The sequence below is a fragment of the Streptomyces sp. RLA012 genome, from assembly GCF_056270325.1.
In genome coordinates this window covers 7691487-7717093 of the sequence record NZ_JBWDPA010000002.1, presented here as the reverse complement: position 1 = coordinate 7717093, position 25607 = coordinate 7691487, and the positions used below count along the sequence as shown (strand labels likewise).

Annotated in this window: 18 protein-coding genes and 3 pseudogenes; 13 read left to right on the top strand and 8 right to left on the bottom strand. The window is 70.8% G+C overall.

Features of this window, described 5'->3' with window-relative positions; all coding sequences use genetic code 11:
• Nucleotides 1-17: 17 nt before the first annotated feature.
• The 3 genes and pseudogenes from RV986_RS35370 to RV986_RS35360 all read left to right on the top strand — a co-directional run bounded on the left by RV986_RS35370 (nt 18) and on the right by RV986_RS35360 (nt 1854).
• A complete protein-coding gene (locus RV986_RS35370; protein ID WP_475921261.1) occupies nt 18-179 on the top strand; it encodes a hypothetical protein in 162 nt (53 codons plus the stop codon).
• 343 nt (nt 180-522) lie between these two features.
• Complete coding sequence (locus RV986_RS35365) at nt 523-1041, top strand: hypothetical protein (RefSeq protein ID WP_475921260.1); 519 nt, start codon at nt 523-525, stop codon at nt 1039-1041.
• Nucleotides 1042-1237: 196 nt separating this feature from the next.
• Nucleotides 1238-1854, top strand: a pseudogene (locus RV986_RS35360) (class F sortase).
• 48 nt (nt 1855-1902) lie between these two features.
• Here RV986_RS35360 and RV986_RS35355 read toward each other — a convergent pair.
• On the bottom strand, nt 1903-2685 hold the full coding sequence (locus RV986_RS35355) for a sulfite exporter TauE/SafE family protein (protein WP_475921259.1): 783 nt from the start codon (nt 2683-2685) through the stop codon (nt 1903-1905).
• A 165-nt stretch (nt 2686-2850) separates the two neighbouring features.
• On the opposite strand from RV986_RS35355, the gene RV986_RS35350 reads away from it, so the two are divergent.
• From RV986_RS35350 to RV986_RS35325, 6 genes and pseudogenes are all read left to right on the top strand, one after another.
• Complete coding sequence (locus tag RV986_RS35350; protein WP_475921258.1) at nt 2851-4266, top strand: NAD(P)/FAD-dependent oxidoreductase; 1416 nt, start codon at nt 2851-2853, stop codon at nt 4264-4266.
• On the top strand, nt 4267-6915 hold the full coding sequence (nirB, locus tag RV986_RS35345; protein WP_475921257.1) for a nitrite reductase large subunit NirB: 2649 nt from the start codon (nt 4267-4269) through the stop codon (nt 6913-6915).
• Nucleotides 6912-7262 carry a nitrite reductase small subunit NirD gene (nirD, locus tag RV986_RS35340; RefSeq protein ID WP_475921256.1) on the top strand — a complete coding sequence of 117 codons (351 nt, stop codon included), beginning with the start codon at nt 6912-6914 and terminating at the stop codon, nt 7260-7262. The genes nirB and nirD overlap by 4 nt, the downstream gene beginning before the upstream one ends.
• A 111-nt stretch (nt 7263-7373) precedes the next feature.
• On the top strand, nt 7374-7958 hold the full coding sequence (locus RV986_RS35335; RefSeq protein ID WP_475921255.1) for a TetR/AcrR family transcriptional regulator: 585 nt from the start codon (nt 7374-7376) through the stop codon (nt 7956-7958).
• Between the two features lie 76 nt (nt 7959-8034).
• Nucleotides 8035-8799: an SDR family NAD(P)-dependent oxidoreductase gene (locus tag RV986_RS35330; protein ID WP_475921254.1), complete on the top strand. Its 765-nt coding sequence runs from the start codon at nt 8035-8037 to the stop codon at nt 8797-8799.
• Between the two features lie 39 nt (nt 8800-8838).
• Nucleotides 8839-9175, top strand: a pseudogene (locus RV986_RS35325) (hypothetical protein).
• 99 nt (nt 9176-9274) lie between these two features.
• Here the strand turns inward: RV986_RS35325 and RV986_RS35320 are convergent.
• The 4 genes from RV986_RS35320 to RV986_RS35305 all read right to left on the bottom strand — a co-directional run bounded on the left by RV986_RS35320 (nt 9275) and on the right by RV986_RS35305 (nt 13719).
• Nucleotides 9275-10213, bottom strand: coding sequence for an oxidoreductase (locus RV986_RS35320; protein WP_475921253.1), 939 nt, complete (start codon nt 10211-10213; stop codon nt 9275-9277).
• Between the two features lie 59 nt (nt 10214-10272).
• Nucleotides 10273-12543: an FtsX-like permease family protein gene (locus RV986_RS35315; protein ID WP_475921252.1), complete on the bottom strand. Its 2271-nt coding sequence runs from the start codon at nt 12541-12543 to the stop codon at nt 10273-10275.
• Between the two features lie 11 nt (nt 12544-12554).
• Nucleotides 12555-13130: an ABC transporter ATP-binding protein gene (locus tag RV986_RS35310; RefSeq protein WP_475921251.1), complete on the bottom strand. Its 576-nt coding sequence runs from the start codon at nt 13128-13130 to the stop codon at nt 12555-12557.
• A gap of 175 nt (nt 13131-13305) precedes the next feature.
• On the bottom strand, nt 13306-13719 hold the full coding sequence (locus RV986_RS35305) for a hypothetical protein (protein WP_475921250.1): 414 nt from the start codon (nt 13717-13719) through the stop codon (nt 13306-13308).
• 138 nt (nt 13720-13857) lie between these two features.
• On the opposite strand from RV986_RS35305, the gene RV986_RS35300 reads away from it, so the two are divergent.
• Complete coding sequence (locus RV986_RS35300; RefSeq protein WP_475921249.1) at nt 13858-14148, top strand: hypothetical protein; 291 nt, start codon at nt 13858-13860, stop codon at nt 14146-14148.
• A gap of 52 nt (nt 14149-14200) precedes the next feature.
• Here the strand turns inward: RV986_RS35300 and ppdK are convergent, their stop codons facing one another.
• Both ppdK and RV986_RS35290 read right to left on the bottom strand, forming a co-directional pair.
• Nucleotides 14201-16951 (bottom strand): pyruvate, phosphate dikinase, encoded by a 2751-nt coding sequence (gene ppdK / locus RV986_RS35295; RefSeq protein ID WP_475921248.1) that lies wholly within the window; start codon nt 16949-16951, stop codon nt 14201-14203.
• Between the two features lie 509 nt (nt 16952-17460).
• Nucleotides 17461-18753 carry an ROK family transcriptional regulator gene (locus tag RV986_RS35290; RefSeq protein ID WP_475924548.1) on the bottom strand — a complete coding sequence of 431 codons (1293 nt, stop codon included), beginning with the start codon at nt 18751-18753 and terminating at the stop codon, nt 17461-17463.
• Between the two features lie 221 nt (nt 18754-18974).
• Between RV986_RS35290 and RV986_RS35285 the strand changes: the two are divergent.
• Nucleotides 18975-20492 (top strand): annotated as a pseudogene (locus tag RV986_RS35285) (MGH1-like glycoside hydrolase domain-containing protein); the annotation flags it as partial.
• A gap of 329 nt (nt 20493-20821) precedes the next feature.
• Nucleotides 20822-22759, top strand: a complete 1938-nt coding sequence (locus RV986_RS35280; RefSeq protein WP_475921247.1) for an amylo-alpha-1,6-glucosidase — start codon at nt 20822-20824, stop codon at nt 22757-22759.
• A gap of 20 nt (nt 22760-22779) precedes the next feature.
• Here the strand turns inward: RV986_RS35280 and dusB are convergent, their stop codons facing one another.
• Nucleotides 22780-23949, bottom strand: a complete 1170-nt coding sequence (dusB, locus tag RV986_RS35275) for a tRNA dihydrouridine synthase DusB (protein ID WP_475921246.1) — start codon at nt 23947-23949, stop codon at nt 22780-22782.
• A 97-nt stretch (nt 23950-24046) separates the two neighbouring features.
• On the opposite strand from dusB, the gene RV986_RS35270 reads away from it, so the two are divergent.
• Nucleotides 24047-25534 carry an MFS transporter gene (locus tag RV986_RS35270; protein WP_475921245.1) on the top strand — a complete coding sequence of 496 codons (1488 nt, stop codon included), beginning with the start codon at nt 24047-24049 and terminating at the stop codon, nt 25532-25534.
• Nucleotides 25535-25607 lie beyond the last annotated feature (73 nt).

Sequence of the window (25607 nt, the reverse complement as noted above, 5' to 3'; positions counted from 1 at the left end):
GACCGTGACCATGCCGGGTGTGCGTCCAGTACGTGTGCCAGGCCGGTGTCCTCGCCGGAGGCGGCCCAGCCGGCGACCAGGCCACCTTCCCGCACGGCCTGCGCACCGGCCTGGTCATCACCGTGGTGCTCCTGCCGGCGGCCGTGGCGGCGACCCCGCTGCTCAAGGCCGGCCGATAGCGACCTCTTCGTCACCACGCGGACGGTCACCGCGTGGAGTTCGGCTTCCTTGAGGACAAAGCTCCGTCCGGGACCCATGCGCCCCGGTCACCCGTTCACACCCCTGCCCGGCGCCCTTCCGGATCTTTTCCGGGACACACCGGCCGTACGCCGGTGACCTGCTGGAATGGCGTCGACCCGGCCCCCGCCGCGCCCCGTCCGACACCCGTTCACCGCACCTTCGGCGCTCTTTCGGGAAGCGGACCCGGCCGAGTGCCACTTACCTCGGAAGGGCAGGGGTTCGACCGACACAGCGGCACTTGGGGGTGCCGCGGGCCGCGCCCCCTCGGAGGAGCGAGCAACCATGCGACGCACAGCCCGTCTGCTGACCGGTACCGCGCTCGCCGTCGTCGCGGCGGGCCTCGCCACCGCGCCCGCCTACGGCGGGTCCACGGAGAGCCTGGAGGTGTTCCCCTCCACCGTCATCCCCGGTTCCGCCGTCACCGTCAACACCGCGGCCTGCGGCGCGGACGGCACGGCGACGGGCGACGCCAGCGCGGTCGGCGCGGGCACCTTCATGCTCGCCGCCAGCGCGCACGAACAGGACGCGATCGGCCAGTTCCGGGTGCCGCCGGGCGCGCAGCCGGGAACGTACGAGATCGTCGCGAAGTGCTCTCGCGGCCGGCAGGTAACGGGCGACCTGATGGTGAACCTGACCGCGACGCGCGACCAGATCCAGCCGCGCGGACATGTGAATACGGGGGTCGGCGGCGCACTCGGCCCCGACCCCGTGCAGACCGCGGCGGGAGTGGCGGCCCTGGCCGTCGCCGCCGCGGGCGGTACCTGGCTCCTGCATCGCCGGGCGAGAGGCGACGGGATCTGACGGACACCCTCCGCTGTCCGTCCGCCGGTACCGCCGTTCCCTCCCCCTCCGTGGCCCGACGCCCCTCGCGGCCCGGAGGGGGACGGGGACCCACCCAGACCACGACTCCCGACCACGACCAGCAACCACAACCACAACCAGCAACGACGACTCCCGACCACAACCGAACGAGCCCTGGCCCCGAGAGGAGGCCGCCGTGCCCCGGGTCAGCAACTCCGCCATAGCGTTCGTCACCGTGGTCGCTCTCTGCTCCGGCGTCTGGCTGCTCCACAACGGCGCCGCGAGCCATCCGCCGCCCCAGCCATCCGCCGCGCAGGCCGCCGCCGGTGACGCCCGTGAACGAGTCGCCCGCGCACTCCCGCACTCCCCGCCCGAGCACATCCGCATCCCCTCGATCGGCGTGAACGCCCCCTGATGGGCCTCGGCCTCACCCCGCAGGGCAGCCTGGACGTCCCGCCTCCCGACAAGCCGAACCTCGCGGGCTGGTACGAGGCCGGCACCACCCCGGGCGAGAAGGGCACCGCCGTCGTCGCCGGACACGTCGACAACGCCGACGGCCCCGCCGTCTTCTACGACCTCGGCGCCCTCAAGAAGGGCGGCTCCATCGAGATACGGCGCCGCGACGGCGGCACCGCGCTCTTCACCGTCGACGCCGTCGAGGTCTACGCCGCCCGTGACTTCCCCGACGACAAGGTCTACGGCGCCGCGCCCCGCCCCGAACTGCGCGTCATCACCTGCGGCGGCGGCTATTCGAGGTCGACCGGGTACCAGGGCAACGTGGTCGTCTTCGCCCACCTCACCGGCAGCCGCTAGCACCCACCGTGCCTGCGGTGCCTGCGGTGCCCGCGGTGCCCGCGGCGCCTACGCGATCCACTCCTGGTACGCCAGGTTCGCCACCAGCGCGAACACCACCGTCAGCAGCACCACCCGGACGAACCCGCTGCCCCTCTTCAGCGCCGTGCGCGCCCCCACCATGCCGCCCACCAGGTTGAACACGGCCATCAGCGCGGCCAGTTGCCAGTACACCGTGCCCTTCCAGGCGAAGGTCGCGAGGGCTCCCGCGTTGGTGCAGCAGTTGACGATCTTGGCGGTGGCGGAGGCGGTCACCAGGTCGAGGTGGAGCAGCGCGCTGAGGGCGAGGACGAGGAACGTACCCGTGCCGGGGCCGATGAGCCCGTCGTAGAAACCGATCCCGAGGCCCGCGAACCCGATCGCGGCGAGCACACGGCGCGGCGGGACGGGGCCGGCCGCGGGCGCCGTACCGAAGGCGGGCCGCAGCATGACGAAGGTCCCGACGCCGAGCAGCACCACCATGACCACCGGCTTCAGCACCTCCGTGCTCATCCCGGCGGCCACGAAGGCGCCGACCGTGGAACCGGCCAGTGCCGCGAGACCGATCCGCACGGCCAGCCGCACATCCACCGGCGCCTTGCGCGCGTACGTCACCGCCGCGCCCGTCGTCCCGACGATCGCGACGGCCTTGTTCGTCCCGAGCGCGTACGCCGCCGGGGTGCCGGCCGGCAGCCCGAGCAGCATGGCGGGCAGCAGGAGCAGCCCGCCGCCGCCCACCACGGCGTCGATCCAGCCCGCCGCGAGGGAGGCGAGGCACAGTACGACGACGATGGTCAGCGATATGTCGGGCATGATCGCGACCCTATGCTCCACGAAGGTCCCGGACGTGCGTCGGGGCGTGCGTGGGAGCGTGCGCCGAACCCTCACAACCGGGCGCCTCCCCCGCTGAGGGCAGCGTTCCCCCCGGGAAACAGACGTGATGCGACCGGGTAACACCGGCACCGCACGCTGCGGTACATGACCTCGAATACGCGTGTGGTGGTGATCGGCGCCGGGCTCGCGGGCGCCCGTCTCGCCCAGCGGCTCGGCGAGCTCGGTGCGTCGGCGATATCGGCGATATCGGCGGTGCCGACGGTGCAGTCCGTACCGCCGGTGCCGACGGTATCGCCCGTACCGCCCGTACCGGCGCTGTCCGTCACGCTCGTCGGCGAGGAGGAACACCGCCCGTACAACCGGGTGCTGCTCGCCGAGGTGCTGGCGGGCCGCTACGCCCCCGAGGTCATCGCCCTCCCGCGGCCCGCCCGCCTCACCCACGCCCGGGTCACCGGTATCGACCGGGCCGCCCGCACCGTGCACTGCGCGGACGGCTCGCTGATCGCATACGACACGCTGGTCCTCGCGACGGGTTCGAACCCCGTACTGCCGCCCCTGCGCGGTCTGTTCACCCCCGGTCGGCACGAACTCCCGGAGGGTGTGCACGCGTTCCGCACGATGGACGACTGCCTGGGCCTGTCGAAGGCCGTACGGCCCGGTGTCCGCGCCGTGGTGATCGGCGGCGGGCTGCTCGGCGCCTCCGCCGCCCGCGCGCTGGCGGTGCGCGGCGCCCAGGTCGTGCTGGCCCAGCAGGCCGAGCGGCTCATGGAACGCCAACTGGACCCGTCCGCGTCCAGGATGGTGCACCGGCACCTGACGGACCTGGGCGCCGAGGTGCACACCGAGTGCCGGGTGCGCGACGTGCGCTGTGTCGGCGGCGCGGTCCGCTCGGTCGAACTCGCCGACGGATACGCCCTCGACGCCGACCTCGTCGTCCTCGCCTGCGGCGTCCACCCCCGGGTGGGCCTCGCCCAGGACGCGGGCCTCGCCGTCCACAAGGGCATCCTCGTCGACGACGAACTGCGTACGTCCGATCCGCACATCCGGGCGATCGGCGACTGCGCCCAGCACAACGGCACGGTGTACGGGCTGGCCACCCCGGCCCTCGAACAGGCCGACGTCCTGGCCGAGCTGATCAGGGGCAACCCCGGCGCCCGTTACACCGGCACCCGCTCCCTGACCCGCCTCACCCTCACCGGCCTCACCGGCCGTACAGGCAAAACCAGCAACACCAGCAACACCAGCCACGACGGCCATATCAATCACAGCGGTCACAGCGGTCACAGCGAACACACCAACGACACCGACCACACCCCTTTCGACATGGCGGCCTTCGGCGACCCCGATCCCCGCCCCGGCGACGACGTCGTCCAGCTCACCGACGCCACCCGCGGCACCTACCGCAAGGTCGTCGTCCGCGACGACCGGCTGGTCGGCGGCGTGCTCGTCGGCGACCTCGGCACCGTCGGCGCGCTGGCCCGCGCCTGGGAGGAAGCCGAACCCCTCCCCGCGGACGGCGCCCCGCTGCTCCACCTGCTCACCAACGACGGAGGCTCCTGAATGTCCACGGACACGACGAAGGCGGCGGCGGCGAACGCCACCGACGGCACCGCGCACACGATCGTGCTCGTCGGCCATGGCATGGTCGGCCAGCGCTTCCTCGAAGCGCTCGCCGAACGCGGCCTGACCGCCACGCACCGCGTGGTCGTGCTGTGCGAGGAGCCGCGCCCCGCGTACGACCGCGTCCGGCTCACCTCGTACTTCGCGGGCCGCACACCGGACGAACTCTCGCTCACCGACGCCGAGTTCATCGCGGCGCACGGCATCGAACTGCACCTCGGCGACCCGGCCGAGACGATCGACCGGGACACCCGGCGCGTCACCGCCCGCTCGGGTCTGGTGATCGCGTACGACACCCTGGTCCTCGCCACCGGCTCGTACCCCTTCGTACCGCCGGTGCCCGGCAAGGACGCCGAGGGCTGCTTCGTCTACCGCACCATCGAGGACCTGCTCGCCATCGAGGAGTACGCGAAGGCGCGGGCGACGACGGGCGCCGTGGTCGGCGGCGGTCTGCTCGGCCTCGAAGCGGCGGGCGCGCTGAAGGGGCTCGGACTGGCCACGCACATCGTGGAGTTCGCGCCACGCCTGATGCCCGTACAGGTCGACGAGGGCGGCGGCGCCGCCCTCCTGCGCACCATCCGGGACATGGGCCTGACCGTCCACACGGGCACCGGCACCCAGGAGATCGTCACCGGCGACGACGGCGCCGTGACCGGCATGAAGCTCTCCGACGGCTCCGAACTCGCCACGGATCTCGTGGTGTTCTCGGCGGGCGTGCGCCCGCGCGACCAGCTCGCCCGCGACACCGGGCTCACGGTCGGCGAACGCGGCGGCATCACGGTCGACGCGCAGTGCCGCACCTCGGACCCGTATGTCTTCGCGATCGGTGAGTGCGCCCTCGCCTCGGACGGCCGGGTCTACGGCCTGGTCGCGCCCGGCTACGAGATGGCCGAGACGGCCGCCGCCACGATCGCGGCCGACGAGGCGAGCTTCACCGGCGCCGATCTGTCCACCAAGCTCAAGCTGCTCGGCGTCGACGTGGCGTCCTTCGGCGACGCGCACGGCGCCACCTCCGACTGCCTCGACGTCGTCTACTCCGACTCGCGCTCGGGCACGTACAAGAAGCTGGTCATCGGCCGCGACGGGGCGCTGCTCGGTGGCATCCTGGTCGGCGACGCGGACGCGTACGGCACCCTGCGCGCCCTCACCGGCTCGGTGCCGCCGATCGCCCCCGAGCAGCTGGTCCTCCCGGCGGGCGCGGGCGCCCCGGTCGCTCTCGGCCCCTCCGCGCTCCCCGACTCCGCCGTCATCTGCTCCTGCCACAACGTCACCAAGGGCACCATCCGCGGTGCGGTCGCCGAGCACTCCTGCACCACGGTGCCGGAAGTGAAGAAGTGCACCAAGGCCGGTACCGGCTGCGGGAGTTGCGTCAAGGTCCTCGGCCAGCTCGTCAACGAGGAGCTGGCGGCGAGCGGCGTCGAGGTCGACCACGGCCTGTGCGGCTGCTTCGCACAGACCCGCGAGGAGCTGTACGAGATCGCCCTCGCGCTGCGCATCCCCTCCTTCCAGGCCCTGCTGGACCGCTACGGCCGCGAGGGCGCCCGGGGCGGCGAGGGCTGCGAGACCTGCAAGCCGGCCGTCGCCTCGATCATCGCCTCCCTCGCTCCGACGATCGGCGCCAGCGGCTATGTCCTGGACGGCGAGCAGGCAGCCCTCCAGGACACCAACGACCACTTCCTCGCCAACCTCCAGAAGAACGGCTCGTACTCGATCGTGCCGCGCATCCCCGGCGGCGAGATCACCCCCGAGAAGCTGATCGTGATCGGCGAGGTGGCCCGGGACTTCGGCCTCTACACGAAGATCACGGGCGGTCAGCGCATCGACCTCTTCGGCGCACGGGTGGAACAACTCCCCCTCATCTGGGCGAGGTTGGTGGACGCGGGCTTCGAGTCCGGGCACGCGTACGGAAAGGCCCTGCGCACGGTCAAATCCTGTGTCGGCCAGACCTGGTGCCGCTACGGCGTCCAGGACTCCGTCCGCATGGCGATCGACCTGGAGCTGCGCTACCGGGGGCTGCGCTCCCCGCACAAGCTCAAGTCGGCGGTCTCCGGGTGCGCCCGTGAGTGCGCCGAGGCCCAGTCCAAGGACTTCGGCGTGATCGCCACGGCGGCGGGCTGGAACCTGTACGTCGGCGGCAACGGCGGCGCCACCCCGCGCCACGCGGACCTGCTGGCCCAGGACCTGAGCGACGCCGAACTCATCCGTCTGATCGACCGGTTCCTGATGTTCTACATCCGCACCGCGGACCGGCTGGAGCGCACGTCGACCTGGCTGGAGCGGATTCCCGGCGGCCTCGACCACATCCGCGACGTGGTCGTCGACGACTCCCTGGGCATCTGCGAGGAGCTGGAGTCGCTGATGTCCGCGCATGTCGCCGCCTACCGCGACGAGTGGGCCGAGACCATCAACGACCCCGAGAAGCTCGCCCGGTTCGTGTCCTTCGTGAACGCCCCGGACACCCCCGACCCGGTTGTCGGCTTCGTCCCCGAACGCGACCAGATCAAGCCGGACCTGCCGCTGCTGAGCATCGGCCGACGCCCCCTGGAAGCCGCCACCATGGAAGCCCTGGAAGGAAGTGCCCAGCGATGACCCTGGCACCCGAGACGACCGCCCTCAAGGTCCAACTCCGGCTGGCGGACTCCTGGTTGACCCTCTGCGAGCTGTCCGCGCTGACGCCGGGCCGCGGGGTCGCCGCCCTGCTGCCGGACGGCGGCCAGGCCGCCGTCTTCCTCGACCGCGCGGGCCGGATGTACGCGATCGACAACCGTGACCCGTTCGGCGGCGCCGCCGTCCTCTCCCGCGGCCTGATCGGCTCCCACCGGGGCCGCCCGTTCGTGGCCTCGCCTCTCCTGAAGCAGCGGTTCGACCTGGAGTCGGGCCAGTGCCTGGACGACGAGACGGTACGGGTGACGACGTACGAGGTCCGGGCTTCCTGACGGACGAGGTGCACACCGCCCGACGTCCGGGGTGACCGGATCCTCCTCGCGCCCACCGGCCACCCCGGATTCACTTGACCGATCGTTCTGAATGACCCTACGGTCGTCCCCATGGCCAGGACCAAGGAGTTCGACCCGGACGCCGCGTTGCAGTCGGCCCTCGAACTGTTCTGGCGGCGCGGCTACGAGGCGACATCGATGACGGATCTCGTCGAACACCTCGGCGTCGGACGCGCCAGCATCTACGCGACCTTCGGCAACAAGCACGAGCTGTACCTGAAGGCGCTGGACCGCTACCAGCAGACACGCAATCCGCAACTCCTGCGGGAACTCTCCCAGCCGGGCCCCGCACTGCCCGCCGTACGCGCGGTGATACGCCGTTACGCGACCGAGGCGGCGACCGACGGCAGCCGTCTGAGCGGCTGTTTCGTCACCAACACGGCCGCCGAGCTGGCACCCCACGACACGGCCGCGGCCCGCCGGGTCGAGCACAGCTGGGACCACGTCGAAACCCTGCTGCACTCGGCCCTGGTCCGCGCCCAGGCCCAGGACGAACTGCCCGCCGACCGCGACCCGCTCGCCCTCGCCCACCTGCTGCTGGTCCTGATGCAGGGGCTGCGCGTGATGGGCAAGGCGTCCGCGGACCCGACCCGCGTCCACGACGCGGCGGAGCAGGCACTGACACTGCTCGACTGAGGAACACACCCCCACACACACCACACTCTCTGCACGCACCCATACTGAACCGATCGGTCAAAAAAGGGATCCCGGAATGACCACACGCTTCACAGGAAAGACGGCCCTCGTCACGGGCGCCGGATCCGGCATAGGCCGGACCACCGCCCTGGCGTTCGCCGCGGAGGGCGCGCAGGTCGTCGTCGCCGGTCGCACCGCCGCCCCGCTCGGCGAGACGGTCGCGCTGATCGAGGCCCAGGGCGGAAAGGCGCTGGCGGTGACCGCCGACGTGTCACGCGCCGATGAGCTGCGAACCCTCGTCGACGCGGCCGTCGACCGCTTCGGCTCCCTGGACGTGGCGGTCAACAACGCGGCCGTCTTCCACAGCGGTACACCGCTGGCCGACCTCCCGGAGGCCGACTGGCACGCGCAACTGGACATCAACGTCACCGGCGTGTTCCTGGCCCTGCAGGCGGAGATCCGGCAGATGCGGACACAGCCGTCCGGCGGCGCGATCGTCAGCCTGGCCTCCACCATCGGTCTGCACACCCGGCGCCCCGGCGTCGCCGCCTACGCCGCCACGAAGGCCGCCGTCACCGCGCTGTCCCGGGCCGCGGCCCTCGACCACATCGCTGACGGCGTCCGGATCAACGTCGTCAGCCCCGGCGCCGCCGCCACCCCGATGTCCCGGCGGCCCGGCGAGTCGGAGGCCGAGCGGGTGGAGCGGGTACGTCACGAACTGCCGCTGGGCAGGGTCTCGAAGACCGAGGAGGTGGCAGCGGCCATCCTCTACCTGGCCTCGGACGAGGCGGCGTCGATCGTCGGCACGGACTTGGTGGTGGACAGCGGAGGCGCCCTCTGAGCCAAAGCCGCTTCCCGATCACCGAGCGACGACACCGCGATGGTCGCAGCCGGCCAGGGCAACGTCCTCGCTTCCCGTCTGCTCCACCGCGCCCACGCCGAACCGGGCTGGTTCCTTTACGCCCCGGCGTGCGCGTTGGTAGAAGCCGACCGTGCCCGGCACGGGCGAGCATCTGGCCTCCCTTCCCGGCATCACGGTCCTCGACCTGGACCTGACTGCCGCCCTGGCCCTCGCACGGCAGGAGACCTGGACCGCAGCTCACAGCCACTACGCCGCGCAACCCACACCGGACCGTCCCGACGGCGCGATCATCGTCACCACCGCCCCGCACCGGTGGGCCGGCGAGCCGGTCCGCGTACTGGACCTCACCCCCTGACCACAGCAGCAGACGCCTGCGGACCCGCCGGATCCGCCGATGCGGCACTGTTTCGTCGGTGACGTACAGGTGATCGCGGCCAGTCGTCGGGCCGACCTCCTACGCCTTCAGCGCACCGTACGCCACACCGGTGAGCTGCTCGGAGGCGCTCCAGAGGAGCTCCCCGGCGGTGTCGTTGAGTGTCCACCCGGCCCGCCAGGAGTTCGCGGGCGCGCCGCGCCACATCGCGAACGAGGGTCCGGTGAAGGAGTCGGGCCGTACGTCGGGCGCGGTGGCGGCGTACAGCGTGGGCAGCGCCCCGGCGTCCGGGCTCTGCGCGAAGAGCCGGTTCCCGATCTCCATGGCCCGCTCGGAGCCCTTGCGCCCTGTGAGCCTCGGGGCGGCGGTCTGGAGGTTGGTGGAGGCGTACCCGGGATGAGCGGCGGCAGCGACGACACCGGACCCAATACCAACCAGCCGCCGCGCGAGCTCATGGGTGAACAGCAGATTGGCGGTCTTGGATCGCCCGTAGGCAAGCCAGCGCCGGTACGCGCCCCGCTCGCTGTTGAGGTCACGGATGTCGATATTGGCAAGCACGTGGAACATGCTCGACACGGTCACGACGCGGGCGCCGGGGGTGGCGAGCAGTGCGGGAAGCAGCAACCCGGTGAGTGCGAAGTGCCCCAGGTGATTGACCCCGAACTGGGTCTCGAACCCGTCGGCGGTACGCCCCAGCGGCAAGGCCATGACACCGGCGTTGTTGACGAGCAGATCGAGCCGTTCACCGTACACATGGTCGAACGTCGCCGCGAACTCCGCCACGGAGTCGAGATCGCCGAGGTCCAGCCGTACGAACTCCACGTCCGCGCCGGGCACTTCGGAGGCGATCCGGTCCCCGGCCTCGCTCCCCCGCTCCTCACTCCGACAGGCAAGCACGACCCGCGCCCCGTGCCGGGCGAGCTCACGCGCAGTGACAAAACCGATCCCGCTGTTGGCCCCGGTGACGACGGCCGTACGACCGAACTGATCAGGGATGTCACGCACATTCCACCCGGCCATGATGAAAACCCTTCTACCGATGCCCGTCACTTACAGTACGCCGCGCAGCACCCGCCCCCTCAGTCCCGCCGAATCAACTCGGGATCAATCCGCCGCCCCACGAGCGGCAACGCCCCCACCGCTGCGACGACCAGCACCCCGAGAGCACAGCCAAGCAGAAGCGGCACCCCGTCCCCGTCCCAGAAGACTGCCCCGCCCCCGGTGACCAGATAACTCGACTCGGCCATCTTTCCCACCACCACCGCCAACACCAACCCCACAGCCAACGGCAACACCACCTGCACCACCTGCACAGCCCGCAACGTCCGCGCCCGCGCCCCCAACAAGGCCAACGCCGTAACCTGCGGCCGCCGCTCGACGGCTCGGTCGGTGGCCGCGACGAGATAGGCGGCGACGCCGATGACCAGGCCTAGGATCATGCCTACGGCGAGGAGGGTCTTGACGATGGTGACCCGCTGGAACGAGTCGACGATCAGTCCCGGAGTGGTGACACCGGCCATGGGGGCGATGCCGCCGATGCCGTCGAGGACGGTGCGGACGGTTTTCTCGGACGGACCACTGACGAGTGTCAGGGTGGCACTCTCCGGGCGCGCGTTCGGGGGCAGTGCGGCTGGGGGGATCAGGATCGCTCCGCTCGGCAGGACTTGGATGTCCTCATGGTCGCGATACCGGATGGTCTGCTGCGGCACCGTGAGCTTCAGGTCACGGGAGCGCTGTCCCTCCTTCAGCCCGAAGAGGACGCTGGCCCCCGCCTTGGCACCGGTGCCCTCAGGTTGCGTGACATCCCACAGCCGCATGGGCCGCCCGTCCACACACCCCTCGGCCCACGGCACCGCCTTGCGCAGCTGACCGCACGTCGCCACCACGGCCCCAGGGCTGGGAGAATCTCCCGTGTCGGCGGAGTCCGACCTCAGCTTGACGACATGCGCCCGGAGCCCCGGCAGCGCCTCGACGGCCCGTCGCTGGGGCCCGCTGAGCTCTCCGTACGGGATCTCGTACGTCTGGACGGCCAAGGTGCTCTTGGCCACCCCGTTCAGTTCAATGACGACCCCCTGCGCGAGAGAAGCCGCGAAGACCAGCAGTACGAGCCCGGTGGCCACCCGGATCGCACCGCCCGGCTCGGCCTCGTTGCGCCGCATCGCGAGCCCGAGGGAAAGCGACCGGGTGGAGCGCGCCATCCGCTGCGCGAGGAATCGGGACAGCGACGGAAGCGAGAGCGCGAGCCCGACACCGGCCAGGATGATCCCCAGCGGCATGAGCAACGAGGACACGGCGGTGCTCGTGGGAGCATGGCCCGTCGCGCCCGCGACGCAGTAGCCCGTGATGACTCCCAGACCTGCGATCAGTGGCAGGAAGACCCACTTCGAGGGCGGCTTCTCCACCGCGCCGCGCCGGACGGCCAGGGGATTGGCAGCGGCCTTCCCCGCACTGGCGCGACCCACGTACCAGGCCAGCGCCGGACATCCGACGAGACACACCACGAGGGTCTGGAAGGTCAGCGCGCCATCGGCCGGGTACCACGTGAACCCCGGCAGACCGACTCGTGAGACGAGTTGGTTCACGGCCCAGTACTCGCCGAGTCCGAGGATCGCGCCCAGCCCGGCGGCGGCGACGGTCTCGGCGGCGTTCACCCGCTGGGTCCCCTTCTTGCTCAACCCCAGCAGGCGCAGCGCGGCCAGCCTGCGCGCCCGGTCGGCCGCGGAGAGGCGTGCGCAGACCGAGAGGAAGACGGCGAGCGGGAGCAGCACGACTCCCGCCAATGTGAAGCGCAGGATGCCGAGGGTTGTGGAGTCCAACGTAGGAGCTGGCCCGTAGCTCTCGCCGAACCGCTCCACAGGGCTGCCGCCGGAGAGTTCGGCACGACTCATGCCTACGTACGCGAAGAGCTCATCGGGGCGGGCCAGCCCCTCGGCACCGATCAGCCCGACTTCCTCACCAGGGACCAGCTGGGCCAACGCCGCGTTGTGCTGACGCAGTTCGTGCAGCTGTGGCGAGACGAACACTTCACCGTCCCGCGGGAACGAGGGGAGTCCCGGGGGCGGCTCGACACTCCTCGTACCACGGGCCGTGAAGACCCGGGTGAGGGGTGTTGAGCCATAGGGATCTGTGTGGTCGAGCGTCAGCGGGTAGCCGTCCGCGACGACGCCGTTGGATTGAGCTGTGGGACTGACGGACTGTCTGCCGACAATGCGCCCATCCTGCGCGGCGAGGATACCGGGAATCGCCAACACGATGGCCAGACAGCACACACCCAGTGAGCCGCCGACCGTCATGAGGACGAATCGCACACGATTGCCGCGTCCACTGCCGAGCAGCAGTCTTAGGCCCAAGAGGAGTTCCTTCACAACTCCCCCGGCCCCTGCGCGACGAGCTCACCATCAAGCATCGTGTAGCGCTTGTCCGCCTGGGACGCGACCTTCGCGTCGTGCGTGACGAGCACGACTGCCGTGCCCTGCGAACGGGCAAGCGCGAGGAACTCCTTGAGGACCGTGGCTGCGTTGGCGCTGTCCAGCGACCCTGTTGGCTCGTCGGCAAAGACCACTGCGGGCCTGTGCACGAGAGCGCGAGCGACGGCAACACGCTGGTTCTGTCCACCGGACACCTGCGAAGGACGCCGTTCCTTCAGATCCCCGAGGCCCAGACGCCCCAGTACCTCCCCTGCAGCAGCGAGCGCCGGAGCTTTGCGCTGCCCCGCCAGCCGTAGCGGCAGAGCGGTGTTCTCCTCCACTGTCAGCTCGGGCAGGAGCTCTCCGTACTGGAAAACAAACCCGAAGCGGTCTCGGCGCAAGGTGCTGAGTTCCTCATCGTCGAGTGCTGCCAACGGGCGGCCTTCAAAAAGGACTTCACCGCTCGCGACGGGCAGAACGCCCGCAAGGGTGTACAGGAGGGATGACTTGCCCGAGCCGCTCTGACCCATAATCGCCGCGACCTCGCCCCGATGGAGTGCAATGGACGCGCTCTTAACAGCGTGGGCCGGGCCGTAGTAGAGGTCGATTCCCTTGGCGGAGAGGACTTCTGACGTGTTGATCTGGACTCCCGAAGGGAAGCGGGACTCGGGCCTGCACCCGAGTCCTGGACACCGGTGAAACCGCTCAGCGCTTGCGGAAGTGCACCTCGCCGGAACAGTCGTCCAGCCAAACAGTTCCGCGATCAACACAGGCCCGAACATAGGCATCGTCCGTGTAGCGCTGGGAGGCCTCCCAGTTGGACTTGTGCAGGAACACCGACTTCCCCTGCTTTCCGTAGTACTCGACCCCATCGTGGCCTTCGACCCGGACCCGCACGTAGACATTGTGGCCGTCGCGGGGCGACGTGTCCCTGAGGTATCCCGCCCACTCGAAGGAACCATGGTTCTGCCCTGGCGGGTTGAACCGATAGTGGCCGTTCTGGAAGTTGGCTCCCCTCGCCTGGAAATCGGGCATGTAGTGCCACGATTCCGCGATCGCCGCGCCTGCCCCGGCGAGGAAGACTCCCGCTGCCACCACACACACCACTGCCGGCTTCATCTGTCACCTCTCTGCCCCCGACGACCCCACCGGCCCCCAGGAGTTACAAAAGGTAATGGATCAGTAACGCGCTGAATCCTTTGGCCTACAAATCGCCATCCCATCAGGTGATCCGGAAGCACAGGAAGCGCGTGGCAAGTGCTGTTGTCGGGCCCCACCGCCCGCGAGGGCCCCGGCCTGAGTGAGGAGCGGCGCCGTCGTGTCTTCGGCCGGTTCTGGCGCGCTCCCGACGCGCCCAAGGGCGGTACGGGCCTGGGCTTCGCCCTGGTGCAGCGGCACATCGGCGGCTGCGAGGTCGAGTCGGCCGCGCCCCCGTACGGGGGTCTCGACGCCGTCGTACGGCTGTCCCCGGCCGTACGACGGGGTGGCACCTCCGCACAAGGTGCCACCCCGTTTCTTTCGTACGCCGGGGCCGTCGACCGTCGGTGAGGGTCGGGGTGACGGTCGAAGGCCCCGGGGCCTGCGCAGCCCTCGGTGAGGGCTACCGGTGGTCGCTGCCCTTCGACGACGACGCCGCGCGCCCCGCCTCGAGCCGCGCCACCGGGATCCGGAAGGGGGAGCAGGACACGTAGTCCAGTCCCACCTCGTGGAAGAAGTGGACCGATTCCGGGTCGCCGCCGTGCTCGCCGCAGACGCCGAGCTTCAGGTCGGGCCGGGTCGCGCGGCCCGCCTTCACCGCGGAGCGGACCAGGGAGCCCACCCCGTCCCTGTCGATCGTCTCGAAGGGGCTGACGCCGAAGATGCCCTTCTCCAGGTAGGCCGTGAAGAAGGAGGCCTCCACGTCGTCGCGGGAGAAGCCCCACACCGTCTGCGTGAGGTCGTTCGTGCCGAAGGAGAAGAACTCCGCCGCCTCGGCGATCTGACCGGCGGTCAGCGCGGCCCGCGGGAGTTCGATCATCGTGCCGATGGCGAGCTTGAGGTTCGTGCCGGTGGCCGCCTGGACCTCGGCGATGACCTGGTCGGCCTCCTCGCGGACGATCTCCAGCTCCTGGACCGTGCCCACGAGGGGGATCATGACCTCGGCCCGGGGGTCGCCCTTCGCGTTCTTGCGTTCCGCCGCCGCCTCCGCGATCGCCCGCACCTGCATGGTGAACAGGCCGGGGATGACCAGGCCCAGGCGTACGCCACGCAGGCCCAGCATCGGGTTCTGCTCGTGCAGCCGGTGCACCGCCTGGAGCAGCCGCAGGTCGTTCTCGTTGGCGTCGCCGCGCGACTCGGCCAGCGCCACCCGTACCGACAGTTCGGTCACGTCGGGCAGGAACTCGTGCAGCGGCGGGTCCAGGAGACGGATCGTCACCGGGAGGCCGTCCATCGCCTCGAAGAGTTCGACGAAGTCCCGCTTCTGGAGGGGGAGCAGGCCCTTGAGGGAGTCCTCGCGTTCGGCGTCCGTGTCGGCCAGGATCAACCGCTCGACCAGTTCCCGCCGGTCGCCGAGGAACATGTGCTCGGTGCGGCACAGGCCGATGCCCTGCGCGCCGAAGCGGCGGGCCCTCAGGGCGTCCTCCGCGTTGTCCGCGTTGGCGCGGACGCGCAGCCGGCGGACCCGGTCCGCGTACGCCATGATCCGGTGCACGGCGGCGACCAGTTCGTCGGCGTCGTCGGCGCCCGCGTGCATCCGGCCCTCGAAGTACTCGACGACCGGGGAGGGGACCACCGGGACCTCGCCCAGGTAGACCTTGCCCGTCGAGCCGTCGATCGAGACGACGTCGCCCTCCTCGATGACCAGACCGCCCGGGGCCGTCATACGGCGCCGCTTGGTGTCGACCTCGAGTTCCTCGGCGCCGCAGACGCACGTCTTGCCCATACCGCGCGCCACGACGGCCGCGTGCGAGGTCTTTCCACCCCTCGACGTCAGGATGCCCTCCGCCGCGATCATGCCGTCCAGGTCGTCGGGGTTGGTCTCGCGGCGGATCAGGATGACCCTCTCGCCCGAGCGCGACCACTTGATCGCGGTGTACGAGTCGAAGACCGCCTTGCCGACCGCCGCGCCCGGTGACGCCGCGATGCCCCGGCCGATCTGCTCGACCTTCGCCTGCTCGTCGAAGCGGGGGAACATCAGCTGGGCGAGCTGGGCGCCCGTCACCCGCTGGAGCGCTTCCGCCTCGTCGATCAGGCCCTGGTCGACGAGCTGCGTGGCGATACGGAACGCCGCGCCCGCCGTGCGCTTGCCGACGCGGGTCTGCAGCATCCACAGCTGGCCGCGCTCGATGGTGAACTCGATGTCGCAGAGATCCTTGTAGTGGTTCTCCAGGGTCTCCATGATCTGCATCAGCTGGTCGTACGACTTCTTGTCGATCGTCTCCAGCTCGGCGAGCGGGACGGTGTTGCGGATGCCCGCGACGACGTCCTCGCCCTGGGCGTTCTGGAGGTAGTCGCCGTACACGCCCTGGTGGCCGGAGGCGGGGTCGCGCGTGAACGCCACACCCGTACCCGAGTCGGGGCCCAGGTTGCCGAACACCATCGAGCACACGTTCACCGCGGTGCCGAGGTCGTGCGGGATGCGCTCCTGACGGCGGTAGAGCTTGGCGCGGTCGGTGTTCCAGGAGTCGAAGACCGCGTGGATGGCGAGGTCCATCTGCTCGCGCGGCTCCTGCGGGAAGTCCCGGCCCGCCTCGGTCTTGACGATCCTCTTGAACTTGGTGACCAGCTTCTTGAGGTCCGCGGCCTCCAGCTCCGTGTCGACCGTGACCTTCTTGGCCGTCTTCGCCGCGTCCAGCGCGTCCTCGAAGAGCTCGCCGTCGACACCGAGGACCGTCTTGCCGAACATCTGGATGAGACGACGGTACGAGTCCCACGCGAAGCGGTCGTCGCCGGCCTGCTTGGCCAGGCCCTGGACCGACTTGTCGGAGAGGCCGATGTTCAACACGGTGTCCATCATGCCGGGCATGGAGAACTTCGCCCCGGAACGCACCGATACGAGCAGGGGGTTATCGGCCTGGCCGAGCTTCTTGCCCATCCCCGCTTCGAGGGCTTCGAGGTGCGCACTCACCTCGTCACGCAGTGCCGCGGGCTCCGCACCGCTGCCGAGGTAGGTCTTGCACGCCTCGGTGGTGATCGTGAAGCCGGGAGGGACGGGAAGGCCCAGGTTGGTCATCTCGGCGAGGTTCGCACCCTTGCCGCCGAGGAGGTCCTTGAGCTCTTTGTTGCCCTCGGTGAAGTCGTAAACGAACTTCGCTTCCTCGACGCCGCTGTCGCCGCTCTCGGCTACGTGGGGATCTTTGTTTTCCGACACGAGTCTCGACTCCTCGACGTCGCGGTGGCTGCCCTGACGGCGAGGAACATACCCAGATCGAAGGCGTCTGGGTACGTCTACTTGCACGTCATACGCCTGTAACCACCCGTCCGCCACTCGATTGAAAGTCAAGCCTTGGCAAGTGGTCGCGAGACGATGTTTTCACTTCTTGAACGAACCAGCACCCGCAGACCGCGCCAATCGCTCACCTGAGCGGCCTCCTGCGCGTCTGAGTTTAATCGATGAACGATCGAAGGGTGGCACTGAGTGCCACCCCTTAGGGAAGTGCAGCCGGTCAAGATCCGCTCATCTGAGCATCACCCCTATCAAGGGTGGCGAGAATCACGCCGTAAAGACGGCCGAAATTTCATCATGCGGACCGCGAGGCGGACCACGATGTGGACGCGGGGTGACGTGGGGTGACGTAGGTACGACATGCGGATACGGCATGCGGATACGGCATGCGGATACGACATGCGGATACGACATGCGGATACGACATGCGGACGTCATACGCCCAGCGCCGCCAGCCGCTCCTCCACCCGCTCCGGCGCGTACAGGTACTCCACGACCAGCGCCCCCGCACCGACCAGCCCGGCCCGCTCCCCGAGCCGCGAGGTCACCACGTCCAGATGAGCGGTCGAGCGGGGCAGCGCCCGCTGGTACAGCAGCTCGCGCACACCCGTGAGGAACGGGGTTCCGGCCAAATCCCCGGCGATCATCAAAACCCCGGGGTTGAGCAGCGTCACGACGGTCGCGAGTACGTCCCCGACCTGTCGCCCCGCCTCCCGCGCGAGCGCCATCGCCTCCGGGTGCCCGGCGGTCAGCAGGTCCCGCACATCCGAGCCGGAGGCCGCCGGTACGCCGGACTCGGCGAGTCGGCGCGCCACCGCGCCACCGCTGGCGACGGCGGCCAGACAGCCGTAGGAACCGCATCGGCACAGCGCGTCCGCGCCGACCCGGATGTGCCCGATGTCGCCGGCGCCCCCGTCGATCCCCCGGTAGATGGAGCCGCCGACGACCATGCCCGCGCCGATACCCGTGGAGACCTTGACCAGGGCGAACGCCGAGCAGTCCGGGTAACCGGTGCGCTGTTCGCCGTACGCCATCAGGTTGGCGTCGTTGTCCACGAGGACCGGGACCCTGATGCCGCCCTTGCTCCCGCCCCTGGCCCCGCCCGCGGCCCCGCCCCCGCTGTCGCGCTCGGTGCCGGTGCCGGCGTGCTCGGCGAACGCGCGTCCCAGGCGCCCCCGTATGTCGTAGCCGTCCCAGCCCGGCATGATCGGCGGCTGCACCACCCGGCCGGTGTCGGTGTCGACCGGGCCCGGCACCGCAAGGCCGATCCCGCAGACCGCGTCCGGTCGCTGCCCGGCCTTCTCCAGCAGTTCGGCGAACCAGCGGCCGAGCTCGCCGAGCACGGCGTCCGGGCCGTCCTCGATGCGCAGGCTCCCGTGGTGCTCGGCCTGGATCTCCCCTGTGAGCGAGACGACGGCGGCCCGGCCGTGCCGGGTGTCCAGGTCGGCGGCGAGGACGACGGCGTGTTCGTCGTCGAACTCCAGCGTGATGGAGGGGCGCCCGCCCAGCGGGGAGTCCACCGGGCCGCCCGCACCCTCGCGCAGCCAGCCCGCGCGGAAGAGCCGGTCGAGGCGCTGGCCGACGGTGGCCCGCGACAGACCGGTGGCCTGCTGCAGCGCGCCGCGCGTCGTGGCGCGGCCACTGCGCACCAGTTCGAGCAGTTCCCCGGCGCTTGCCTGATGCCCGGCCCTCATGGCCTTCACCGCCCTTCCTGCCGTCCCCGCCATGCCCGTCATGCCCAACCCCTTGCGTTCACCAACTCTGCATTACATATTGAGTTTTGCGTGTTAAATAGACGTAACCCTACGGTAGCTAGTGCCGAACCGATCGGCCGGACGTCTTCGGGGAGACCTGAGTGGACAGCACAACCCAACTCACCATCCGCCGCACGGGGATCACCACCCCCGTGCGCACCTCGGGCTCACCCTCTCCGCCCGGGTCGCGTGAGATCACCCACTCGGGTGCCCATGTATACGATCGCGACCGCTCCAGCGGGTCGCTGCACCTCAGGGCCGCCCACGTACTGGAGGGCAACTGGACGGGAACGTCGACGGTTCCCTCGCGCGGTCTGTATCCGCACCAGTGGTCCTGGGACTCCGCCTTCATCGCGATCGGCCTGCGCCACCTGTCCCCCTTGCGGGCACAGACGGAACTGGAGACGCTGCTCGGCGCCCAGTGGGGTGACGGCAGGATTCCGCACATTGTGTTCAACCCCTCCGTTCCGCTGGACGCGTACTTCCCGAGCCCCGACTTCTGGCGCTCCTCGACCGCGGGGCGGGCCGCGGGCGCCCCGCGCACCGTACAGACGTCGGGCATCGTGCAGCCACCGGTGCACGCGCTCGCCGCCTGGCTGGTGCACCAGGCCGACCCGGGCCTGTCCCGGTCGCGTTCCTTCCTCTCCCGGGTGTATCCCCGGCTGGCCGCCTGGCACCGCTATCTGCTGCACCGCCGGGACCTCGGCGGCGGCGGACTCGCCTCCGTGGTCCACCCATGGGAACAGGGCATGGACAACAGCCCGTGCTGGGACGCCCCGCTGAGCCGTGTCACCCCGGCCGCGCCGCGCTCCTTCCGCCGCGCCGACCTCGACCACGGATCCGCCGAGGACCGCCCGACAGACCTCGACTACGGGCGGTACGTGCGGCTCGCGACGGACTACCGGGACGGCGGGTACGCCGACGGCGGCGGCGAGTTCGCCGTCGAGGACCCCGCGTTCAACGCGCTGCTGATCGCCTCCGAGCACGCGCTCGCCGCGATCGCGCGGGAACTGGGCGCGGCGGGGACGGCGCGGCACGCCCGCGCGGAGCGCCTGACGGCGGCGCTGGTGGAGCGGCTGTGGGACCCGGAGGAGGGGATGTTCTTCTGCCGGGATGTGTACGCCAGGGGCGGCGAGAGCGGTGCTCTCACTTCGGAGCGGCGCTCTTCCGAGAGCGGTGCTCTCGCTTATGGGCACGGCTCCGCCGAGAGCGGCGCTCACGGTTCAGAGCAGCGCTCCGGCGAGAGCACCGCTCACTCTCCAGAGCACCGCTCCAGCGAGAGCAGCGCTCACGGAACGGAGCAGCGCTCACGCACCGGTGCGCTCATTCCCGAGCGCAGTGTCGCCGGGCTGCTCCCGCTCATCCTCCCCGCGCTGCCACGCGACATCGCGGCCACCCTTGTGCGTACGGCCGGCGGGCCGCACTTCGGGCTCGGCGGGGTCGCCCGGCTGGCACCGAGTTACGACCTGACCGGGCACGCCTTCGATCCGCACCGCTACTGGCGCGGACCGGCCTGGTTCAACACGAACTGGCTGCTGGAGCGCGGGCTGCGGTTGCACGGGGAGCACGGGCGCGCGGAGGAGCTGCGGGCCGCGCTGCTGGAGACCGCCGACACGTCCGGGTTCGCGGAGTACGTCGACCCGTACACCGGCGAGGCCTGCGGAGCGCTCGGCTTCAGCTGGACGGCCGCGCTGACCCTGGACCTGCTGCACGAGCCCTCCGGCACGGACCGGATGAACCGGGCGGACCGACCGGACCGGATGAACCGGATGAACCGGACGGACCGACCGGACCGGACGGACCAGGAGCCGGGCCCGGACCTGAACCCGAACCTGGGCCCGGACCTGAGCACGAACCCGGATCGGAACCAGGCCGTGGCCCACCCGGGGCACGGGCACGACGTGTTCGGCGAGGAACTCGGCACGACGACGGCACACAGTTCAGAGCAACCCGGCACGACGACGTCGCACAGTTCAGAGGAACCCGGCACGACAACGTCACACAGTTCATTCGAGACGGGCACCAAGGGAGGGGACCGGGGATGACGGACCGGCATCATCTGCTCGTGCACGGTGGGACGTTCGCCGCCGTGGGCGACGGCGGCGACATCAGCGGGGTACGGAACGGCAGCTCCCCGGACGGGTTGTTCGTACGGGACGCCCGGCATCTCAGCCGCTGGCAGCTGACCCTCGACGGCGCGGTGCCCGAGGCGCTCACACCGGTCGCGGACGGCGACACCGCGCGCTGTGTGCTCGTACCGCGTGGTGGCCGCAACGAACCGCCCGCGTACACGCTCTTCCGTGAACAGGCCGTCACCGACGGGGCGTTCGTGGAGTCGTTGCGGGTGACCAGCAACCGCCCGGCGCCCACGACCGTGCGTATCGCGCTCACCGTGGACGCCGACTTCACGGACCAGTTCGAGCTGCGCTCCGACTACCGTACGTATGCCAAGACCGGCGCCGTACGGGGGCGTCAAGTCCTCGACGACGGCGTGGAGTTCAGCTATCAGCGCGGGGAGTGGCGGTCCTGTACGACGGTCACCTCCGAGCCGCCGCCGGACGGGGTCGAGGAGACCGGCACGGGTGCGCGTCGCCTCGTATGGACCCTGGAGCTCGAAGCGCATGCCTCGGCGGAGCTGGCGCTGCGCGTCGCGGCCCGCCCGCACGGGGCGCTGAAGGAACCGGAGGTTCCCCGCTCCCCCGCCGCCGCGAACGAGCGGCTGCTGGCGCTGGAGGGTGCGTTCGCGGAGGGGGTGCCCTTCCCGACCGGCTGGCCCGAGCTGGCCGCGGCCTGCGCGCGGGGTCTGTCGGACCTCGCGGTGCTCCAGGTCCCGGCGAAGGGTCCGGACGGCGAGGAGCTGCTCGTTCCGGCGGCCGGAGTCCCCTGGTTCCTCACCCTGCTGGGCCGCGACGCCCTGCTGACCTCGCTCTTCGCGCTCCCCTACCGCCCCGAGCTCGCCGCCGCCACGCTGCCCGCGCTCGCCGCGACCCAGGCGGTGGAGGTGGGAGCGGGTGCGGTGGCCCAGCCCGGCAAGATCGTGCACGAGGTGCGCCACGGTGAGCTGGCGCACTTCGGGCAGGTGCCGTACGGGCGGTACTACGGTTCGGTGGACGCGACGCCGCTGTTCCTGGTGCTGCTCGGCGCGTACACCGAGCAGACCGGCGATGTGAGCCTGGCCCGGCGGCTGGAGGCCAACGCCCGTGCGGCGATCGGCTGGATGCTGGACCACGGCGGTCTGACCTCCGTCGGCTATCTCGTCTACCGCGCGGACGGCGGCGGCCTCGCCAACCAGAACTGGAAGGACTCCCCCGGCGCGATCTGCTCGGCCGACGGCAGCCGTCCCAGTGGTCCGGTGCTGGCGGCGGGCGCGCAGGGGTACGCGTACGACGCGCTGCGCCGCACCGCCCATCTGTCCCGCACGGTGTGGGGCGACGAGGTCTACGCGGCCCTTCTCGAACAGGCCGCCGGTGACCTCCGCGACCGCTTCCAGCGGGACTTCTGGATGAGCGAACACGCCTTCCCCGCGCTGGCGTTGGACGGCGACGGCCGCCAGGTCGACGCGCTCGCCTCGGACGCGGGCCATCTGCTCTGGTCGGGGCTGCTCGACAAGGAGTACGGCGAACTGGTCGGCCGCCGGCTGCTGGAGCCGGACTTCTTCTCCGGCTGGGGCGTGCGCACGCTGGCCGCCGACCAGCCGGCGTACCACCCGCTGTCGTACCACCGCGGTTCGGTCTGGCCGCACGACAACGCGCTGATCACGCTGGGGCTGGCCCGCTACGGCCTGCACGACGAGGCCCGTACGGTCGCCCACGCGCTCGTCGACGCCGCCACGGCCGCCGGCCACCGCCTTCCCGAGGTCCTCGCGGGGTACGGCCGCGAGACGCACGGGGAGCCGGTGCCGTATCCGCATGCGTGCGTACGGGAGTCCCGCTCGGCGGCGGCACCCCTGGCCCTGCTCACGGCGGTCGGGGGCGCCTGAGGGAGCCCCCGGCAGGGGAGTCAGCCCCCGGACGTGTCCAGTTCCGCGTCCTCGCCGATGCCCGCGCAGTCGTACGGGTCCTTGAGCCAACCGTCCGGCAGGACGACCCTGTTGTTGCCGGACGTACGGCCGCGGGGCCCGTCCGCGCCCGTGGGCCAGGGCTGGTCGAGGTCCAACTCGGCCAGCCCTTCGGAGAGTTCGGCCAGGGACGAGGTGATCGCGAGGCGCTTACGCATCTCCGAGCCGACGGCGAAGCCCTTCAGGTACCAGGCCACGTGCTTGCGGAAGTCGATGACCCCGCGCGCCTCGTCGCCGATCCACTCGCCGAGCAGGGTGGCGTGGCGGACCATGACGGCCGCGACCTCGCGCAGGGTCGGGCGGGCGTAGGCGTCCGGGCGCCCCTCGAAGGCGGCCACCAGGTCGCCGAAGAGCCACGGCCGGCCCAGGCAGCCGCGCCCGACCACGACCCCGTCGCAGCCGGTCTCCCGCACCATCCGCAGCGCGTCCTCGGCGGACCAGATGTCGCCGTTGCCGAGGACGGGGATCTCCGGCACATGCTCCTTGAGCCGTGCGATGGCGTCCCAGTCGGCCGTGCCGCCGTAGTGCTGGGCGGCGGTGCGGCCGTGCAGGGCGATGGCGGTGACTCCCTCCTCGACGGCGATCCGTCCGGCGTCGAGGAACGTGATGTGGTCGTCGTCGATGCCCTTGCGCATCTTCATCGTCACGGGCAGGTCGCCCGCCCCGGCGACGGCCTCGCGCAGGATCGCCCGCAGCAGGTGGCGCTTGTACGGGAGGGCGGAGCCGCCGCCCTTGCGGGTGACCTTCGGGACCGGGCAGCCGAAGTTCAGGTCGATGTGGTCGGCGAGGTTCTCCTCCGCGATCATGCGGACGGCCTTGCCGACGGTCGCCGGGTCCACGCCGTACAGCTGGATCGAACGCGGCGTCTCGGTCGCGTCGAAGCGGATCAGCTGCATGGTCTTCTCGTTGCGCTCGACCAGCGCCCGCGTGGTGATCATCTCGCTGACGAACAGGCCCTTGCCGCCGCTGAACTCGCGGCACAGCGTACGGAACGGCGCGTTCGTGATCCCGGCCATGGGGGCGAGGACCACGGGCGGCCGAACGGTGTGGGGGCCGATCGACAGCGGGGAGGCGGTGGTGGCGGGCGCGGCGGCGAGGGCGGTCGTGGACATTCCCCCATTGTCGCGTATCCCCAGGGCCGCGTACGCGGCCAGGTGCGGCGGCGGTCATTAGTTAGACGCACTATCGACATCGGCGTACTCTGGATGAATGTCCGAGCTCAGCCCCCGCCGCCGTCTGCTCGTCCTCGCGATCTGCTGCATGAGTCTGCTGATCGTGAGCCTCGACAGCACGGTTCTGAATGTCGCCCTGCCCTCGATGCAGAAGGAACTGCATGCGAGCGTCGCGGGCCTCCAGTGGACCATCGACGCGTACACGCTGGTCCTGGCGTCGTTGCTGATGCTCGCGGGTTCGACCGCCGACCGCATCGGCCGCCGCAGGGTCTTCCAGGCGGGCCTGGTGCTCTTCACCCTCGGTTCGGTGTTGTGTTCCCTGGCCCCGAACCTGGATTCGCTCGTCGCCTTCCGCATGGTGCAGGCGGTCGGCGGTTCGATGCTGAACCCGGTCGCGATGTCGATCATCACCAACACCTTCACGGCCCCCCGGGAGCGGGCCCGCGCGATCGGCGTCTGGGGTGGCGTGGTCGGCATCTCGCTGGCCGCGGGCCCGATCGTGGGCGGCCTTCTCGTGGACACCGTCGGCTGGCGCTCGATCTTCTGGCTCAACCTCCCGGTCGGCGTCGCCGCACTGCTGCTCACCTGGCGTTACGTCCCCGAGTCCCGCGCCCCCAAGGCCCGCCGCCCCGACCCGGTCGGGCAGGTCCTCGTCATCGCGCTGCTGGGCTCACTGACGTACGCGATCATCGAGGCGCCCAGCTCCGGCATCCTGAAGACCGCGGTCTTCGGCGTGATCGCCGTCGCCGCGCTGCTCGGTCTGCTCCGCTACGAGCCCCGGCGCGACGAACCCCTCATCGACCTGCGCTTCTTCCGCTCGGCGCCGTTCAGCGGGGCCACGGTCGTCGCCGTCAGCGCGTTCGCCGCGCTCAGCGGGTTCCTGTTCCTCTCGTCGCTCTATCTGCAGAACGTGCGTGGCCTGAACGCACTGCACGCGGGCCTGTGGATGCTGCCCATGGCGGTCATGTGCTTCGTGTGCGCGCCGCTGTCGGGGCGGCTGGTCGGCAGCCGGGGGCCGCGGCTGCCCCTGCTGATCGCGGGGGTCGCGATGACCGCGAGCGGGATCCTGTTCGCCGCGTTCGAGGCCGAGACGTCGAACGTCACGCTCGTCATCGGTTACGTCCTCTTCGGCCTCGGCTTCGGCTTCGTGAACGCCCCCATCACCAACACCGCCGTCTCGGGCATGCCCCGCAGCCAGGCCGGTGTGGCGGCCGCCGTCGCCTCGACCAGCCGCCAGATCGGCGGCACCCTCGGCGTCGCGGTGATCGGTGCGGTGCTCGCCTCCGGCATCCAGGACTCCGCGTACAAGGAGACGTTCGTGTCGGCCGCCCGCCCGGGCTGGTGGATCCTCACCGGCTGCGGTCTCGCCGTTCTCGTCCTGGGCGCGCTGACCAGCGGGCGCTGGGCGCGCGGGACTGCCGAGCGGGCGGCTCGGCAGTGGGAGTCGACGGAGGAAGAGGCGGACGTGGAGGTTCGGGGCGACTCGGGCGGCGTACGGCGGGACACGAAGACCGAGGCTGCCTGAGCGCTCCGCTCGGGGGGAGCTGTAGCGCTGCGGGTGGTTCGTCGGCTTTCCCCGGTACGTGGCTGGGCGCGCC